Source organism: Variovorax soli NBRC 106424 (assembly GCF_001591385.1).
Classification (GTDB): Bacteria; Pseudomonadota; Gammaproteobacteria; order Burkholderiales; family Burkholderiaceae_C; genus Variovorax; species Variovorax soli.
The window spans coordinates 1-17994 of the sequence record NZ_BCUU01000066.1; the positions used below are offsets into that span (position 1 = coordinate 1).

The following is a 17994-nucleotide window of genomic DNA, read 5'->3' on the forward strand; positions in this document are numbered from 1 at the left end:
GCTGGAGCGCAACAAGGTGATCGAGATCGCGCCCGCGCAAGGCGCCAAGTTCGATCCGCACCTGCACCAGGCCATCTCGATGGTGCCGGCACCGGGCCAGGAGCCCAACACCGTGGTGGGCCTGCTGCAAAAGGGCTACACCATCGCCGACCGCGTGCTGCGCCCGGCGCTGGTCACCGTCAGCGCGCCCAACTGAACAAAAGCCGCGCTACGCACAAGATATCCCCGCCTCGTCCCTTGAATCCGGCTGGGTTATCCACAAGTTCAACACAACAAATTCTTTAGAGATTCCAGGAGCAATCAACATGGCCAAAATCATCGGCATCGACCTCGGCACCACCAACTCGTGCGTCGCGATCATGGAGGGCAACAACACCCGCGTGATCGAAAACTCCGAAGGCGCGCGCACCACGCCTTCCATCGTCGCGTACCAGGAAGACGGCGAAGTGCTGGTCGGCGCCTCGGCCAAGCGCCAGGCCGTGACCAACCCCAAGAACACCATCTACGCCGTCAAGCGCCTGATCGGCCGCAAGTTCGACGAGAAGGAAGTGCAGAAGGACATCGACCTGATGCCCTACAGCATCGTCAAGGCCGACAACGGCGACGCCTGGGTCGAAGTGCGCGGCAAGAAGCTGGCTGCCCAGCAGATCAGCGCCGAGATCCTGCGCAAGATGAAGAAGACCGCCGAGGACTACCTGGGCGAGCCCGTCACCGAGGCCGTCATCACCGTGCCGGCCTACTTCAACGACAGCCAGCGCCAGGCCACCAAGGACGCCGGCCGCATTGCAGGCCTGGACGTCAAGCGCATCATCAACGAGCCCACCGCCGCGGCCCTGGCCTTCGGCCTGGACAAGCAGGACAAGGCCGACCGCAAGATCGCCGTGTATGACCTGGGCGGCGGTACCTTCGACATCTCGATCATCGAGATCGCCGACGTGGACGGCGAGAAGCAGTTCGAAGTGCTGTCGACCAACGGCGACACCTTCCTGGGCGGCGAAGACTTCGACCAGCGCGTGATCGACTACATCATCAGCGAGTTCAAGAAGGAACAGGGCGTGGACCTGTCCAAGGACGTGCTCGCGCTGCAGCGCCTGAAGGAAGCGGCCGAGAAGGCCAAGATCGAGCTGTCCAACAGCGCCGCCACCGACATCAACCTGCCCTACATCACGGCCGATGCCTCGGGCCCGAAGCACCTGAACATCAAGCTCACCCGCGCCAAGCTGGAAAGCCTGGTCGAAGAGCTGATCGAGCGCACCATCGCCCCCTGCCGCACCGCCATCAAGGATGCCGGCGTGAGCGTCAACGACATCAGCGACGTGATCCTGGTGGGCGGCATGACCCGCATGCCCAAGGTGCAGGAAAAGGTGAAGGAGTTCTTCGGCAAGGAGCCGCGCAAGGACGTGAACCCCGACGAAGCCGTGGCCGTGGGCGCCGCCATCCAGGGCCAGGTGCTCTCGGGCGACCGCAAGGACGTGCTGCTGCTGGACGTGACGCCTCTGAGCCTGGGCATCGAGACCATGGGCGGCGTCATGACCAAGATGATCGCCAAGAACACGACCATCCCGACCAAGTTCGCGCAGACCTTCTCCACCGCCGACGACAACCAGCCGGCCGTGACCATCAAGGTGTTCCAGGGCGAGCGTGAAGTGGCCGCAGGCAACAAGCTCCTGGGCGAGTTCAACCTGGAAGGCATTCCGCCGGCACCGCGCGGCCTGCCCCAGATCGAGGTGAGCTTCGACATCGACGCCAACGGCATCCTGCACGTGGGCGCCAAGGACAAGGGCACCGGCAAGGAAAACAAGATCACCATCAAGGCCAACACGGGCCTGTCGGAAGAAGAAATCCAGAAGATGGTGAAGGACGCCGAGCTGAACGCCGCCGAGGACAAGAAGAAGGTCGAGCTGGCCCAGGCCCGCAACCAGGGCGAAGCCATGGTGCACAGCGTGAAGAAGTCGCTGGGCGAGCATGGCGACAAGCTGGACGCCGCCGAGAAGGAAAAGATCGAAGCGGCCATCAAGGAGCTGGAAGAGGTCGTCAAGGGCGACGACAAGTCCGCGATCGAATCCAAGACCGAAGCCCTGATGACGGCCAGCCAGAAGCTGGGCGAGAAGATGTACGCCGACCAGGCGGCGGCCGCCGGCGCTGCCGGCGCTGCGCCGGGCGGCGATGCAGGCGGTGCCCAGGGTGGCGCGAGCAACTCGCAAACGGCCGACGACAACGTGGTCGACGCCGAAGTCAAGGAAGTGAAGAAGGGCTGAACCTGAGGCCCGCACAAGGCTGGACGACCTGCTGAGGTGGTCCAGCCTTTTTCCGTTTTCAGACTGCTGCGCACACCATGGCCACCAAACGCGATTACTACGAGATCCTCGGCGTTCCCAAGAACGCGAGCGACGACGAACTGAAGAAGGCTTATCGCAAGCTTGCGATGAAGTACCACCCCGACCGCAACCATGGCGACACCGCCAAGGAGTCGGAAGCCAAGTTCAAGGAGGCCAAGGAGGCCTACGAGATGCTGTCCGATGGACAGAAACGCGCCGCCTACGACCAGTACGGCCACGCGGGCGTGGACCCCAACATGCGCGGCCCGGGCGCGGAAGGCTTCGGCGGCTTTGCCGAGGCCTTCGGCGACATCTTCGGCGACGTGTTCGGCGGCGGCCGTGGGCGCGGCGGTCGCCAGGTGTACCGCGGCAACGACCTGAGCTACGCCATGGAAGTCACGCTGGAAGAAGCGGCCGAGGGCAAGGACGCCCAGATCCGCATTCCCAGCTGGGACGAGTGCGGCACCTGCCACGGCTCGGGCGCCAAGCCCGGCACCAAGCCCATCACCTGCACCACCTGCCACGGCCAGGGCGCGGTGCAGATGCGCCAGGGCTTCTTCAGCGTGCAGCAGACCTGCCCGCAGTGCCGCGGCACCGGCAAGATCATTCCCGAGCCCTGCACCACCTGCCACGGCCAGGGCAAGATCAAGAACAACAAGACGCTGGAAGTGAAGATTCCGGCCGGCATCGACGACGGCATGCGCATCCGCAGCACCGGCAACGGCGAGCCCGGCACCAACGGCGGGCCGCCCGGCGACCTGTACATCGAGATCCGGCTGAAGAAGCACGACATCTTCGAGCGCGACGGCGACGACCTGCACTGCGTGGTACCCGTGAGCATCACCACTGCGGCGCTGGGCGGCGAGATCGAGGTGCCCACGCTCAAGGGCGCGGCGGCCATCGACATTCCCGACGGCACGCAAAGCGGCAAGCAGTTCCGCCTGCGCGGCAAGGGCATCAAGGGCGTGCGCTCGAGCTATCCGGGTGACCTGTACTGCCACGTGCGGGTGGAAACGCCGGTCAAGCTCACCGAGCACCAGCGCAAGCTCATGAAGGAGCTCGACGAGTCGCTCAAGAAGGGCGGCAACAAGCACAGCCCCACCGACAAGGGCTGGTTCGACAAGGCTAAGGAGTTCTTCAGCTGACGGCTTGCCCGCCCACGGTTGCGTCTTTCGCAATCGCTGGGGAAGAATCGGGCATATGCATTTCGAAAAATCCGAGACGCGCCGGGCCAGGGGGACGGCGCCTCGCTGGCGGCACGGCGCGCTGGCGCTGGCATGGGCAGCAGCCGCTGCAGCCCATGCGCAGCAGCCGCCGCCGGCGTCTTCATCCTCTCTTCGCAGCTACAGCTTCAACGCCGCCCAGGAACGCCTGGCGGCCACCTCCAGCGGCTTGACCGCGGCACGCGCCGGCGTCGATGCGTCGCGCAGTTCGGCCGAGGCGGTGAGCGGGCTGAATCTGCCGATCCTGTCGGTCGACGCCCAGGTCTTCCGCTATCAGAAGACCATCGAGATTTCCCTGGCGGCCGGCCGCAACCTGGTGGAGCAGGCCATCAACGGGTTCCTGGCCTCGTCGCCCGTGGGCCAGGCGGTGGCGCCGATCGTCAGCGGGCCGGTGAACAACGCGCTGGGGCGCATTCCCGATTCGGTGTCCGGCACCATCACCGACAACATCTGGCGCCCCACGCTCACCTTGCTGTGGCCGCTCTACACGGGCGGCATGTCCGACGCCACGCAGGATGCCGCCCAGGCGCAGACACGCCAGGCCGAAGCGGAGCTGGCCAGCTTCACCGACACGCTGGGCCTGCAGCTGGTGGGCGCCTATTTCGGGCAGCAGCTGGCCGCGCAGGTGGTGGCCACCAGCCGGCAGAACCTGGACCGCTTTGCCAAACACTACGACAACGCGCTGAAGATGGAGCGCCAGGGCGTGCTGGCCAAGGCGCAGCGCCTGCAGGTGGAGGTGGCGCGCAACGCCGCCGAACGCCAGCTGCTGCGCGCGCAGAACGAATACGAGACGGCCCAGGCCGTGTTGACGCGGCTGCTCAAGGAAAGCGGCACGGTGCAGCCGGTGACGCCGCTCTTCGCGCAATCGCAGCCGCTGGAGCCGGTGCAGGCCTTCATCGACTCGGGCCGCGGCAACTCGCCCACGCTGGCCCGGCTGGCGGCACTGCGCGACGTGAGCCGCAGCGGGGTGAAGGCGGCCCAGTCGCTGGCGCTGCCCAAGGTGTACGGCTTCGGCTCCTACAACTTCAACTCGAAGAACGCCGTGCTGCCCGACCCCGACTGGATCGTCGGCGTGGGCCTGCACTACACGCTGTTCTCCAATGTCGACCGCAAGAGCGCCGAAGGGGCGGCACGGGCGCGCGAGCAGCAGGCCGATGCCGCGATGGAGCAGGCCGGCAGCGACATCGAGACCCTGATCGTGCGCAGCTGGCAGGGCGTGGAAACCTCGCGCAAGCAGTTCATGCTGCTCGGCGCCAACATCGCGGCCGCCGAGGAAAACGTGCGGGTGCACGACCTGGGCTTTCGCGAAGGCCAGGCCACCGCCACCGAGCTGATCGATTCGCAGGTGGCCCTGAGCGTGGCGCAGACGCAGCGCGCCGCCGCCGCCTACGAATACGACCTGGCCCTGGCCCAGTTGCTGGCCGCCAGCGGACGGATGAACGACTACGCGCAGCACATCGCGCGGGCAGACCAACGGATGAGCGCACCATGAGCGAAGCCAGAGAACACCAACAAGCTGCGCGCAACCATGAAGACACGGCGCAACGCGCCGAGGAAGGCACGCGCTCCGGCGAAGAGCAGAAGAAGCCCGGCGCGCTTCGCTGGCTGCTGGCCGCCGCCGGCGTGGCGGTCGCCGCATTCATCGGCATCGGCCTGTGGCTGGCCTACAAGCCGGTGCCCGACCAGCTGCAAGGCATGGTCGATGCGGAGCAGTTCACCATCGCCACCAAGGTGCCGCTCTCGCGCGTGGAGAAGCTGCTGGTGGAATCCGGGCAGCGGGTGAAGGCCGGGCAGGAGCTGGTGCTGCTCACCAGCCCCGAGCTCGATGCGCGGCGCGACCAGGCCGCCGGCGTGCTGGCCGGCGCGCAGGCGGTGCAGGCCCGAACGCTGGCCGGCTCGCGGCCGGAGAACATCGAGACCCTGCGCGCCACCTCAGGCAGCGCGCAGGCCGCGCTCCTGCTCACCGAGAAGACCTACACGCGCATCCGCAACCTGTACGAGGAAGGCGTGGTGTCCACCCAGCGCCTGGACGAGGCACGCGCCGCGCGCGATGCGGCCGCGGGCCAGGCACGCGCGGCCGAGCAGCAATACCTGCGCGCCGTGCGCGGCGTTCCGCAGGAGGACAAGGACGCGGTGGCCGCGCAGGTGGAGGTGGCCAAGGCCGGCCTGCAGGCGGTGGAAGACCTGCAGCGCGAACAGACGCTGACCGCGCCCGTCGACGGCGAGGTGTCGCATGCCATGGTGCGCCCCGGCGAGGTGGTGGCGCTCGGCTTTCCCATCCTCACGCTGGTGGCGGTCGACCACCCGTGGATTGCGCTCAACGTGCGCGAGAACCAGTTGCACGGCATGGCGGCCGGCAAGGAGCTGACCGGCAGCGTGCCGGCGCTGGACAACCGCAAGCTGAAATTCAAGGTCCACACCATCAGTGCCCAGGGCGAGTTCGCGACCTGGCGCGCCACGCGCCAGTCCACCGGCTTCGACGTGCGCAGCTTCGAGGTCAAGCTGCATCCGGCCGAGCCGGTGAACGAGCTGCGCCCCGGCATGAGCGTGCTGTTCGACTGGCCGCAATGACGCGCTCCACCCCGGGCTTCGGCACGGCGCTGCGGCGCGAATTGAACTGGCTGGCGCGCAGCCGCTGGGACCTGGCGCTGGTCACGCTGGCGCCGCTGGTCACGCTGGTGGTGCTGGGCCTGATGTTCGTGCAGAGCACGGCGCGCCTGCTGCCCATTGCGGTGGTGGATGCCGACCACTCCCCGCTGTCGCGCCAGCTGGTGCGCAACCTGCGCGCCTCGGCGCAGGTCGAGGTGGTGGCCGAGCCGGTGCAGGAGAGCGAGGCCTGGACGCTGGCGCGCCGCACTGACGTGTGGGCGGTGGTGATCATCCCCGCGGGCTTGCAGCGCGATGCGCTGTCGGGCCAGCAGGCGTCGGTGCTGCTCTACCGCAACGCCGCCTTCTACTCGGTGGGTGCCCTGGCCAGCCGCGGCGTGAGCGACGCGGTGGCCGCGCTCAACGCCCAGCTGCGGCCCGAATTGATGCGGGCACACAACGTGCCGGCCGTGCGGCTGGAGGCGCCGCGCATCCAGGCCACGGTGCTGTTCAATCCGCAGCTGAGCTACGAGTGGTTCCTGGAGGCGCTGCTGCAGCCGGGCATCCTGCATGTGCTGCTCAGTTGCGCCGTGGTGGTGGCACTGGGTCGGGACTTGCAAGCGGGGACGTTGCAAGCGTGGCTCGATACGGGCGGCGGCGCCCTGCCTGCGCTGGCGGCCAAGCTGGCGCCCTACGTGCTCGTCTTCACCGCGTGGCAGCTGGCGGGCACGGCGTGGCTGTGCGGATGGCGCGGCTGGGGCGTGCACGGCAGCCTGGCACTGCTGGCCGCCGGCCAGCTGGCGCTGTACGCCTGCTATGCGGCCATTGCCGCCTTCGTCGCGCTGCTGGTGCGCGACACCTACACCGCGCTGTCGGCGGTGGCGCTGTATGGCGGACCCGCCCTCACCTTTTCCGATGCCACGCTGCCGGTCATCGGCGCGCCCGTGTTCACCCAGGTCTGGAGCCATGTCCTTCCCTTCTCGGCCTACGTGAAGCTGCAGATGGAGCAGATGTTCATGGGCTCGCCCGCGTCCGCATCGCTGCCCTGGCTGGCGCTGATGTCGGCCGTCGCCCTGGCGATGTTCCTGCTGGCCGGCCTGCTGCTGCGGCGCGCGACGCGGCACCAACTGCAGTCGAGCCCGGCATGAAGAAGCTGCTGCAAGGCCTGCGCGAAACGCTGCATGCCATCTTCACCACGCGGCCGGCCTTGATGATTTTGGTGATGGCCGGCTTTCTCTACGGCTTCTACTATCCCGCCGCCTACCAGCACCAGGTCGCCACGCAATTGCCCGTTGCCATGGTCGACCTCGACCAGAGCCCGGCCAGCCGCAAGATCACTGAGCGCCTGCTGGCCTCGCCGCAGTTGAGGCTGGTGGCGCAGCTCCAGGACTTCGAGGCGGCACGCGCCATGCTGGAGCGGCGCGAGGTCGATGGGCTGGTGCTCATCCCCGCCAACTTCGAGCGCGGCGTTCTGTCGGGCACCCGGCCCGACGCCGTCGCCTTCTACCTCAACGGCGCGTACCTGGTGCGCACCAGCGCCGTCGGCGAAGGCCTGCAGGCGGCGCTGGAAGACGCGGTGGAAAAGGCACTCGAAGGCCCGGCGCGCGCGCTGGGCATCCGCAACCTCACGCCGGTGAAGACGATTGCGCATCCGCTCTTCAACACCCGCGAGGGCTACGGCAGCTACGTCGTGCCGGGCGTGGCGGTGGTCATCGTGCACCAGACGCTGTTCATGGGCATCGTGCTGCTGATGGGCGAGCGCAGGCGCCTGGGCCGGCGCTTCGCAAGCGCGGCCGAGCTGCTCGGCAGCGGGCTGGCCTTCCTGCTGATCGGGCTGATGACGGCGCTGTTCTACTTCGGCTTCGTGTTCTGGTTCCAGGACTACCCGCGCGCGGGCAGCTTCGGCGCCATGCTGCTGGCCACGGTGCTGTTCGTCGCGTGCACGGTGGCGTTCGCGCTGTTCATCGGGAGCTTCTTCGACCGCGGCGAACGCTCGGCGCAATTCCTCGCGGCCTCATCGGCGCTGATCTTCTTCCTCAGCGGCGTGCCGTGGCCCTTTGCGGCCATGCCGGCACCGCTTGCCGCGCTGGCGCAGCTGCTGCCGTCCACGGCCGGGGTGCAGAGCCTGGTGAAGATCAACCAGATGGATGCGCAGATGGCCGACGTGCTGCCCGAGCTGGGCACGCTGGCGGCGCTGCTGGCGCTGTACGCCTCGCTGGCGCTCTGGCGCTACCTGAAGAAGCCCCAGCGGCGCGCGGCGCCCTCGCCTTGAGGCGGCCTGACATTGCCGCCGCCCAGATCGCTCGCCTGGATGCAGGCGCCGGCCGTGCTTTCCCCGGCCGGTACGGCCTCGAAGCCGACCTGCGTGCGCATGACGCGCGTGCGGGCGCCCGTCAGCAGGTCGATGAAGCGCTGCGCCTTTTCGGGCTGCGCGGCCCGCGCGCTGAGTGCGGCGCTGTAGACCATCGCCAACTCGAACTGCGGCGGCAGGCTGCCCGCCAGGTTGATGCCCTGTGCGTAGCGGATCTGCGTGGTCTGCGCGCAGCCGATGGCGCCTGGGCGGTTGTCCGCCGCCAGCTCCCGCATCGCGTCGCCCCCGTTGGGCAGGCAGCGCAGGCGCGGCTTCACCTGCTCGAAGATGCCGAGTTCGCGCAGCACCGCGCCGAAGTGCTTGCTGGAGGTGCAGCGCTGCATGTCGGCGCAGTACAGGGCCGGGGCGGCCAGCAGCGCCGCCTTCAGTGCCTCGGGGGTCGACACGTCCGGCCTGGACGCGTCGTCGCGCACGGCCAGCGCGGTGCGCACGCGGCCCAGGACGCCTTCGGAGTCCGCCAGGCGCCCGTCGGCCTGCAGCTCACCGACCACCGGCGCGGTGACGATGAGCACATCGCAGGCTGCGCCCGCCAGGAAGGAATCGCGCAACTGCCCGATGGAGCCGAAGCTGCCATGGATGCGCGCGCCGGTGAATTCGAGAAACACGCCCTGCAAGGCCCTGACCAAGCCTTGCGCCGCACTGGCGCACAGGACGTTCATGGAGCAACCCCGATCTTGTTCCGCCGCAACGCGCCAGTGGCTGGCAATGGGTCCAAGCGCAGGTCTCCGTCCATGGGCATCTCAGGCTCCAGGTCTTTATTGGTTCTATTTGGCATTCAAGGAAAACCAAATGCTGACCCAATATAGCCGCCCGACCGGGGCCGGGTCAACGGCGGCGTCCGAGCGCCGGCCGGCGCGGCCGTTCAGTAGCCCAGGAGGTTCTGGCGAACGTGGGTCAGATGCTCCAGGCACAGACGCGCGGCCCGGGCGCCGTCGCGGTCGCGCAGGGCCGCCACCAGCGCCCTGTGCTCTCGCTCGTAGGCCAGGCGCCGCTCAGGCGTGGCGGTGCGGCGCTTGAGCATGCCCCATTCGCTTTGCGCGCGCACTTCGCTCATGCGCTGGAACACGGTGGCGATGAAGGCGTTGTGCGCGGCATCGGCGATGACCTCGTGCAGCTTGCCGTCCCACAACTCGAACTCCTCGATGGTGCCGGCGCTCTCGCCCTTCTCGCAGCACTCGTCCATGCGCTCGAAATCCGCTGCGGTGGCATTGCCCACCACCATGGCAATGATGGCGGGCTCCAGCACCATGCGGGCACTCATCAGTTCGGCCGGGCTGGTGGCCAGCGGCGAGGCGCTGCTGGCGATCTGCGCCAGCGCCACGCCGACCTCCTCGCTGACGTAGGTCCCGCTGCCCACGGTCTGGGTGATCAGCCCCTTGCCCTTGAGCTCGGCCAGCACGCGCCGCACGGTGGAGCGGCTCAGGCCGTACTGCTCGCTCAGCTCCCGCTCGGTGGGCAGGCGGTGCCCGGCGCGCCAGCTGCGCGCCTGGAGGTTCTCGAGGATGTTCTGTTTCAGGGTGACGGCGCTGTGCACTTTCGATGGACTCCCTCAGATGCATCCGCGGGAAAACCGCGATGCCAAGTGGCTGCGATTTTATTGCCCCATTGGTACCCGATTGGTAGCATTTGTCCCAATCAGGAGACCCACTTTGCGCATTGCGACCTTCCAGTTCCAGGGCCGCCGCCATGTCGGCACCGTTTCCGATGACCTTCAAAGCGTCGCCCCGTTCCAGTGGACCGAAGCACGCGCCAGCCGTGGCGCCCAGGCGCTGATCGAGGACGACGCGATCGGACACCAGAACGTCGCGCTCACCAGCGCACCCGTGCCGATGGACCAGGTGAAGCTGGAGGCGCCACTGCCGCTGCCCAGGCGCAACATCTTCTGCGTCGGCCGCAACTACCACGCGCATGCCAGGGAGCTGGCCAGCTCCGTCTTCAAGGACAACACGCCCAAGGCCGATGCCTGGCCGATCGTGTTCACCAAGGTGCCCGAGTCCGTGACCGGCCCGCACGATCCGGTGCGGCTGCCCGGCGCGGCCGTGTCGACGCACATCGACTACGAGGCCGAACTGGCCGTGGTCATCGGCAAGGGCGGGCGCAACATCGCGCGGGCCGACGCCATGCAGCATGTGTTCGGCTACACCATCATCAACGACGTGACGGCGCGCGACGTGCAGATGCGCCACCAGCAGTGGGACCTGGGCAAGAGCTTCGACACCTTCTGTCCCATGGGCCCCTGGATCGTCACCGCCGACGCCCTGGACGGCAGCGACACGCGGGTGCGCTGCTGGGTCAACGGCGAGCTGCGCCAGGACGCGCAGACCACCGACCTGATCTTCGACATTCCCAGCCTGATCGAGACCTGCTCGCGCGGCATCACGCTGCACCCGGGCGACGTGATCGCCACCGGCACCGCCGCCGGCGTCGGCCAGGGCTTCACGCCGCCGCGCTACCTGAAGGCGGGCGATGAAGTGCGCATCGAGATCGACGGGCTGGGCACGATCGAGAACCGCTTCGTCGACTGAGTTGCTTCCTTCCCTTTCTGGAGGTTGATCCCATGACCAGCACTCGCCCCAGCCCGGTGCGCCGCGCCGCACTTGCCGCACTGGCCCTCGGCGCCCTCGGCACCATTTGGGCGCCGGGTGCATGGGCCCAGGGGGCCTGGCCCACGAAGCCGGTGGCCATGATCGTGCCCTTCCCGCCGGGCGGTGTGGCCGACACGGTGGCGCGCCCCGTGGCCGACTCGCTCTCGCGCGAGCTCAAGCAGCCGGTGGTGGTGGAAAACCGCGCCGGGGCGGGCGGCGCCGTGGGCATCGGCGCGGTGGCGCGGGCACCGGCGGACGGCTACACAGTGCTGCTGTCGCTGTCCTCCATTTCCATCCTGCCCGAGGCCGACCTGATCCTGGAGCGCAAGCCCGCCTACCAGATGAGCCAGTTCAAGCCCATTGCGCGCTTCACCGCCGACCCGACGGTGTTCGTGGTGCGGGCCGACGCACCATGGAAGAGCATGGCCGAGTTCATTGCCGATGCGAAGGCGAGGCCCGGCACCTACAACTACGGCAGCTCGGGCAACTACGGGACCATGCACGTGCCGATGGAAATGCTGAAGGGCCAGGCCGGCTTTCGCATGACCCACATCCCCTACACCGGCGCCGGCCCGGCCATCGTGGCCTTGCTGGCCGGGCAGGTGGATGCGCTGGCCACGGGCCCTTCGACCGTCGCGCAGCAGATCAAGGCCGGCAAGCTGCGCGCGCTGGCGCACTGGGGCGACCAGCCCCTTGCCTCGCTGCCGGAGGTTCCCAGCCTCACGCAGCTGGGTTATCCGGTGAGGTTCGCGCAATGGTCGGGCCTGTTCGTCCCGGCCGGCACACCCGACGAGGTGGTGCAGCGGCTGCGCACTGCGGCGGCCAGGGTGGCGGTCGACCCGGCGGTGGTCCAGATCATCGAAAAGGCCGGCAGTCCCATCGCCTACCTCGACGCCCCCGATTTCCAGGCCTATTGGGACCAGGACGCGCGCACCATGACAAGTGCAGTCAAGAGAATCGGCAAGGTCGAGTAATCGGCTGACAGACAACAAAAAAGGCAGCGTTTAGCTGCCTTTCTTATTTTCGGATGCATACCACGCGCATTCAGCGTGCAGTCCTCAACTTTAATTCTGAATGCAACATTGCCGGAAATAGTTTTCCTCTCAATCGAGTTTATTCCCTATAGATTATGAGCATCGCGCCGACCGCCTGACAGGCGTATCTTCCCTCTGGAACGGACGGCGTTTTCCCGAGGGGGCAGCATGGTTTTTCCGGCCCCGCCGCACAGCTCTTCACGTTTTATCGATATTCCTGTCATCTCGTGCAAATGTTGTTGCGTTCAGTGGGAACTTATGCGCTCAAACTGCGTTCTCAATTCGAAAAACAATTCCATGATTTGGCTTTGTTGATTAGGATGCACAGCAGGAATGGGCCTTAATGAGGGATTTTCCGAAGGGCATGCAAACGGCGCTGAGCACACTTCTTGCGGATGCATCGGCAGCGTGCGGCACGGAAGACCCGGGCAGCGCCCACCCTTGACCGTCGTTGGAGGTGTGAACATGGATGTCATCAGCAACTTCGCGGCCCGTTACGAGCGGACTCGAGAAGAGGTTCTTTCACTCCAGGAATACCTGGAAATCTGCAAGCGGGACCCCAGCGCCTACGCCACTGCAGCCGAGCGCATGCTGCAGGCTATCGGCGAGCCGGAGCTGGTCGACACGCGCAACGATCCTCGCCTGTCCCGCATCTTCTCGAACAAGGTCATCAAGCTCTATCCGGCCTTCAAGGAGTTCTATGGCATGGAAGACGCCATCGAGCAGGTGGTGTCCTACTTCCGACATGCGGCGCAAGGTTTGGAAGAGAAGAAGCAGATCCTCTACCTGCTGGGCCCGGTGGGCGGCGGCAAGAGTTCCATCGCCGAGCGGCTCAAGCAGCTCATGGAGCATGTGCCCTTCTACGCGCTGAAGGACTCGCCGGTGAACGAGTCGCCCCTGGGCCTGTTCAACTCCGATGAAGACGGCGAGATCCTCGAGAAGGAATACGGCATTCCGCGCCGCTACCTGCAGCGCGTTCTCTCGCCCTGGGCCGTCAAGCGCATGGAGGAATACGGCGGCGACATCCGCCAGTTCCAGATCGTCAAGCGCTACCCGTCGGTGCTGCGCCAGGTGGCGGTGGCCAAGACCGAGCCGGGCGACGAGAACAACCAGGATATTTCGTCGCTGGTCGGCAAGATCGACATCCGCAAGCTCGAGACCTATGCGCAGAGCGACCCCGACGCGTATGCCTACTCCGGCGGCCTGTGCCTGGCGAACCAGGGCCTGCTCGAGTTCGTGGAGATGTTCAAGGCGCCCATCAAGGTGCTGCACCCGCTGCTGACGGCCACGCAGGAAGGCAACTACAAGGGCACCGAGGGCTTCGGCGCCATTCCCTTCGACGGCATTGTGCTGGCCCACAGCAACGAGAGCGAATGGAAAGCCTTCCGCAACAACAAGAACAACGAAGCCTTCCTGGACCGCATCTACATCGTGAAGGTGCCTTACTGCCTGCGGGTGTCCGAAGAGATCAAGATCTACGACAAGCTGGTGCGCAACTCCTCGCTCGCGCACGCACCCTGCGCCCCCGGAACGCTGCGCATGATGTCGCAGTTCTCGGTGCTCACACGCCTGAAGGAGCCCGAGAACTCCAGCATCTTCAGCAAGATGCTGGTGTACGACGGGGAGAACCTCAAGGACACCGACCCGAAGGCCAAGTCGATCCAGGAGTACCGCGACTACGCCGGCGTGGACGAGGGCATGGCGGGCATTTCCACCCGCTTCGCCTTCAAGATCATCTCGAAGGTGTTCAACTTCGACAGCTCCGAGATCGCGGCCAACCCGGTGCATCTGATGTATGTGCTGGAGCAGCAGATCGAGCGCGAGCAGTTTCCGCCCGAGACCGAGCAGAAGTACCTCAGCTACATCAAGGAGCTGATCGCGCCGCGCTACGCCGAGTTCATCGGCAAGGAGATCCAGACGGCGTACCTGGAAAGCTACTCCGAGTACGGCCAGAACATCTTCGACCGCTACGTGACCTACGCCGACTACTGGATCCAGGACCAGGAGTACCGGGACCCGGACACCGGCGAGGTCTTCGACCGCGGCTCGCTCAACACCGAGCTCGAGAAGATCGAGAAGCCCGCAGGCATCAGCAATCCGAAGGACTTCCGCAACGAGATCGTCAACTTCGTGCTGCGCGCGCGGGCCGGCAACGCGGGAAAGAACCCGCTGTGGACCAGCTACGAAAAGCTGCGCACGGTGATCGAGAAGAAGATGTTCTCCAACACCGAAGAGCTGCTGCCGGTAATCAGCTTCAATGCCAAGAGCAGCGCCGACGAGATGAAGAAGCACGAAGACTTCGTCAACCGCATGGTCAAGAAGGGCTATACGGCCAAGCAGGTTCGCCTGCTGTGCGAATGGTATCTGCGCGTTCGCAAGAGTTCATGATGAAGAATGCAGGGTAGCGGCGCACGCGCAGGCGCTGCCCCTTGAGGAGAACGATCCTTGTCCGTGCTGCAGCAGATCATCGATCGCCGGTTGTCCGGAAAGAACAAGTCCATCGGCAACCGGGAGCGGTTCCTGCGCCGATACCGGGAACAGATCGGCGAAGCGGTGAAGCGCGCTGTCAGCGGACGCGGCATCCGCGACCTGGAGCAAGGCGAAGACGTCACACTCCCGCGCCACGACGTGTCCGAGCCGGTGTTCGGCCACGGTGAAGGCGGCAACCGCGAATACGTCCACCCGGGCAACCGCGAATACGTCAAGGGCGACCGCATCGAGCGGCCGCAAAGCGGCGGCGGCGGTGGCGGCGGCTCGCAGGCTTCCGACAGCGGCGAGGGCGAAGACGACTTCGTCTTCCGCCTGACCAAGGAAGAGTTCATGCGGGTCTTCTTCGAGGACCTGGCGCTGCCGCACCTCATTCGCACGCAGCTGGCCGAAGTGCCGGAATGGAAGAGCCACCGCGCCGGCTTCGTCACCGACGGCATGCCGAGCAACCTGCACGTGGTGCGCTCCATGCGCGGCGCCCTGTCCAGGCGCATTGCGCTGGGCGGGGAGCCCAGGCGCGAGCTGCGCGAGCTGGAAGAGCATCTTCTCAAGCTCAGGCGCAACCCGCGGGCCGAGGAAGACGCGCTGATCATCCGCGAGATCAAGGAGACCGAGCTCAAGATCGCGGAGCTGAAGAAGAACGCCAAGCGCATTCCCTTTCTGGACCCGATCGACCTGCGCTACCGCAATCGGGTGCGGGTGCCGGTGCCATCGGCCAAGGCGGTGATGTTCTGCCTGATGGACGTGTCGGGCTCCATGGACGAGGCGCGCAAGGACATGTCCAAGCGCTTCTTCATGCTGCTGTACCTGTTCCTCACGCGGCACTACGACAAGATCGAGCTGGTGTTCATCCGCCACCACACGCAGGCCACCGAGGTGACGGAGGACGAGTTCTTCCACACCACCGAGACCGGCGGCACCGTGGTGAGCAGCGCGCTCAAGCTCATGCACGACATCGTGCGTGCCCGCTACCCGAGCAACGAGTGGAACATCTACGGCGCCCAGGCCAGCGACGGCGACAACTGGCACCAGGACAGCGGCCAGTGCCGCAAGATCCTCGACGAGCAGCTGCTGCCGCTGGTGCGCTACTACGCCTACGTGCAGGTGGCGGACGCCGAGCAGAACCTGTGGGAAGAATATGCGCAGCTGGCGGAAGGACACCCCAACTTCGCCATGCGCAAGGTCTCGGACGCCGCGGACATCTACCCCGTGTTCCGCGACCTGTTCAAGAAAGAGGGAGCGCCGGCATGAGCAGTGACGTTCAATCGCCCAAGGAAGCGGCCAGCAAGGGCAAGGCGCGCGAACCGCTGCCCAGCCCCTCGGACTGGACCTTCGAGCTCATCGAGCAATACCACGGCGAGATCGCGCGGGTGGCGCGCGGCTACAAGCTCGACACCTACGCCAACCAGCTGGAGATCATCACCGCCGAGCAGATGATGGATGCCTACGCCTCGGTGGGCATGCCGGTCATCTACCGCCACTGGTCCTACGGCAAGCAGTTCATCGCCACCGAGAAGAACTACCGGCGCGGCCACATGGGCCTGGCGTACGAGATCGTCATCAACTCCGACCCGTGCATCGCCTACCTCATGGAGGAGAACACCATGGCCATGCAGGCCCTGGTGATTGCCCATGCTGCCTACGGCCACAACAGCTTCTTCAAGGGCAACTACCTCTTCAAGATGTGGACCGATGCCTCGTCCATCATCGATTACCTCGTGTATGCCCGCAACTACATCTCGGAGTGCGAGGAGAAGCACGGCCTGTCGGCGGTGGAAGACCTGCTCGACTCCTGCCATGCACTGATGAACCACGGCGTGGACCGCTACCGCCGGCCCCAGAAGCTCTCGCTGGCGCAGGAGCATGCGCGCCGCGAGGAACGCGAGCACTACCTGCAGCAGCAGGTGAACGATCTCTGGCGCACCTTGCCGCGCAAGGCCGGATCGGATGCCGCCGAAGAAGTCTCGCGCCGCTTTCCGGCCGAGCCGCAGGAAAACCTGCTGTACTTCATCGAGAAGAACGCCCCCTTGCTCGAGCCCTGGCAGCGCGAGGTGGTGCGCATCGTGCGCAAGGTGGCGCAGTACTTCTATCCGCAGCGCCAGACACAGGTGATGAACGAGGGCTGGGCCACCTTCTGGCACTACACGCTGCTCAACACCCTGTACGACGAAGGCCTGCTGGCCGACGGCTTCATGATGGAGTGGCTGCAGTCGCACACCAACGTCGTCTTCCAGCCGCCGGTGGGCCACCGCGCCTACAGCGGCATCAACCCCTATGCGCTGGGCTTTGCGATGTACACCGACCTGCGGCGCATCTGCGAAAAGCCCACCGATGAAGACAAGCGCTGGTTCCCCGACCTGGCCGGTAGCGACTGGCTGACGACGCTGGACTACGCCATGCGCAACTTCAAGGACGAGAGCTTCATCGGCCAGTTCCTCTCGCCCAAGCTGATGCGCGACTTCCGCTTCTTCGCGGTGGCCGACATCGAGGACGACCCGGAACTGGAGGTTTCAGCCATCCATGACGACAGCGGCTACCGGCAACTGCGCGAATCGCTCTCGCGCCAGTACGATCTGAATCACCGCGAGCCCAACATCCAGGTCTGGAGCGTGAACCTGCGCGGCGACCGCTCCCTCACGCTGCGCCATACGCAGCACAACGACCGGCCGCTCAACAAGGAAGCCAACGAGGTGATCAAGCACGTGGCGCGCCTGTGGGGCTTCGACGTCGTGCTGGAAAGCGTGGACAGCCGCGGCCACATCACCCGCTACAAGGCCGCCGCCCCGCAGGGCTGAGGCCCCTCCAAGTCCGCAGGGCTCAGCTGCTCACGCGCACCAGCGCCTCGATGGCCAGCGCGTAGCCCTTCACACCCAGGCCCACGATGATGCCGCGCGCGGCCGGCGAGATGTAGGAGTGGTGGCGGAACTCCTCGCGCGCATGCACGTTGGATATGTGCAGCTCGATGAGCGGGACGCTCGCACCCTTGATCGCGTCATGCAGCGCGATCGAAGTGTGGGTGTAGGCGCCCGGGTTCATCACCACGCCGATCATGCGGCCGGCCGCGATCTCCCGGCCCGCCTCGTGGATCCAGTCGATGAGCTGGCCTTCGTGATTCGACTGCCGGCAGTCCACTTCCACGCCCAGGCTCTTGCCGGTGTCCTTGCACAGCTGCTCCACGTCGGCCAGGGTTTCGTGGCCGTAGGTGGCGGGCTCGCGGGTGCCGAGCAGGTTGAGGTTGGGGCCGTTGAGGACGAGGATCTTTTTCATGATGCGGTTGCTTGGGTGCAGGAAGGATCGAACTCAATACTGTAGCTGCGCGGCGGGACAGCGAGGCCTGCCGCTGGGCCGGAAGCAGTGCGCGCCGTATAGTGCGCGCCAACCGCAATCAAC

At 66.2% G+C, this 17994-nt stretch carries 15 protein-coding genes; 12 read left to right on the forward strand and 3 right to left on the reverse strand.

What is annotated here, in order from left to right:
- From grpE to VSO01S_RS18015, 7 genes are all read left to right on the forward strand, one after another.
- On the forward strand, positions 1–196 hold a 196-nt coding region (grpE, locus tag VSO01S_RS17985), incomplete at its 5' end, for a nucleotide exchange factor GrpE (RefSeq protein WP_153305303.1).
- 109 nt (positions 197–305) lie between these two features.
- The gene (gene dnaK, locus VSO01S_RS17990; protein WP_068644189.1) at positions 306–2258 is read left to right on the forward strand and encodes a molecular chaperone DnaK; all 1953 of its coding nucleotides are present in this window, start codon (positions 306–308) and stop codon (positions 2256–2258) included.
- Positions 2259–2335: 77 nt separating this feature from the next.
- A complete protein-coding gene (gene dnaJ, locus VSO01S_RS17995; RefSeq protein WP_068644190.1) occupies positions 2336–3463 on the forward strand; it encodes a molecular chaperone DnaJ in 1128 nt (375 codons plus the stop codon).
- A gap of 55 nt (positions 3464–3518) precedes the next feature.
- The gene (locus tag VSO01S_RS18000) at positions 3519–5033 is read left to right on the forward strand and encodes a TolC family protein (protein WP_068644191.1); all 1515 of its coding nucleotides are present in this window, start codon (positions 3519–3521) and stop codon (positions 5031–5033) included.
- On the forward strand, positions 5030–6112 hold the full coding sequence (locus tag VSO01S_RS18005) for an HlyD family secretion protein (protein ID WP_218002356.1): 1083 nt from the start codon (positions 5030–5032) through the stop codon (positions 6110–6112). The genes VSO01S_RS18000 and VSO01S_RS18005 overlap by 4 nt, the downstream gene beginning before the upstream one ends.
- Entirely contained in the window at positions 6109–7275 is a 1167-nt protein-coding gene (locus tag VSO01S_RS18010; RefSeq protein ID WP_068644192.1) for an ABC transporter permease, read from the forward strand. Before VSO01S_RS18005 ends, VSO01S_RS18010 begins: the two co-directional genes overlap by 4 nt.
- Positions 7272–8399 (forward strand): ABC transporter permease, encoded by a 1128-nt coding sequence (locus VSO01S_RS18015; RefSeq protein WP_068644193.1) that lies wholly within the window; start codon positions 7272–7274, stop codon positions 8397–8399. The genes VSO01S_RS18010 and VSO01S_RS18015 overlap by 4 nt, the downstream gene beginning before the upstream one ends.
- On the opposite strand, the gene VSO01S_RS18020 is transcribed toward VSO01S_RS18015, so the two are convergent.
- Both VSO01S_RS18020 and VSO01S_RS18025 read right to left on the reverse strand, forming a co-directional pair.
- The gene (locus tag VSO01S_RS18020) at positions 8357–9157 is read right to left on the reverse strand and encodes a molybdate ABC transporter substrate-binding protein (protein WP_068644194.1); all 801 of its coding nucleotides are present in this window, start codon (positions 9155–9157) and stop codon (positions 8357–8359) included. The two genes, VSO01S_RS18015 and VSO01S_RS18020, sit on opposite strands and share 43 nt — an antisense overlap.
- A gap of 203 nt (positions 9158–9360) precedes the next feature.
- Positions 9361–10032 (reverse strand): FadR/GntR family transcriptional regulator, encoded by a 672-nt coding sequence (locus VSO01S_RS18025; RefSeq protein ID WP_068644195.1) that lies wholly within the window; start codon positions 10030–10032, stop codon positions 9361–9363.
- 115 nt (positions 10033–10147) lie between these two features.
- Between VSO01S_RS18025 and VSO01S_RS18030 the strand changes: the two genes are divergently transcribed.
- The 5 genes from VSO01S_RS18030 to VSO01S_RS18050 all read left to right on the forward strand — a co-directional run bounded on the left by VSO01S_RS18030 (position 10148) and on the right by VSO01S_RS18050 (position 17399).
- Entirely contained in the window at positions 10148–11023 is an 876-nt protein-coding gene (locus tag VSO01S_RS18030) for a fumarylacetoacetate hydrolase family protein (protein ID WP_068644196.1), read from the forward strand.
- 32 nt (positions 11024–11055) lie between these two features.
- On the forward strand, positions 11056–12057 hold the full coding sequence (locus VSO01S_RS18035; protein ID WP_068644197.1) for a tripartite tricarboxylate transporter substrate binding protein: 1002 nt from the start codon (positions 11056–11058) through the stop codon (positions 12055–12057).
- Between the two features lie 525 nt (positions 12058–12582).
- Complete coding sequence (locus VSO01S_RS18040) at positions 12583–14505, forward strand: PrkA family serine protein kinase (RefSeq protein ID WP_068644198.1); 1923 nt, start codon at positions 12583–12585, stop codon at positions 14503–14505.
- 57 nt (positions 14506–14562) lie between these two features.
- Positions 14563–15855, forward strand: a complete 1293-nt coding sequence (locus VSO01S_RS18045) for a YeaH/YhbH family protein (protein ID WP_068644199.1) — start codon at positions 14563–14565, stop codon at positions 15853–15855.
- The gene (locus tag VSO01S_RS18050; protein ID WP_068644200.1) at positions 15852–17399 is read left to right on the forward strand and encodes a SpoVR family protein; all 1548 of its coding nucleotides are present in this window, start codon (positions 15852–15854) and stop codon (positions 17397–17399) included. Before VSO01S_RS18045 ends, VSO01S_RS18050 begins: the two co-directional genes overlap by 4 nt.
- 22 nt (positions 17400–17421) lie before the next feature.
- On the opposite strand, the gene aroQ is transcribed toward VSO01S_RS18050, so the two are convergent.
- Positions 17422–17871 carry a type II 3-dehydroquinate dehydratase gene (gene aroQ / locus VSO01S_RS18055; RefSeq protein WP_068644201.1) on the reverse strand — a complete coding sequence of 150 codons (450 nt, stop codon included), beginning with the start codon at positions 17869–17871 and terminating at the stop codon, positions 17422–17424.
- Positions 17872–17994: the final 123 nt, after the last annotated feature.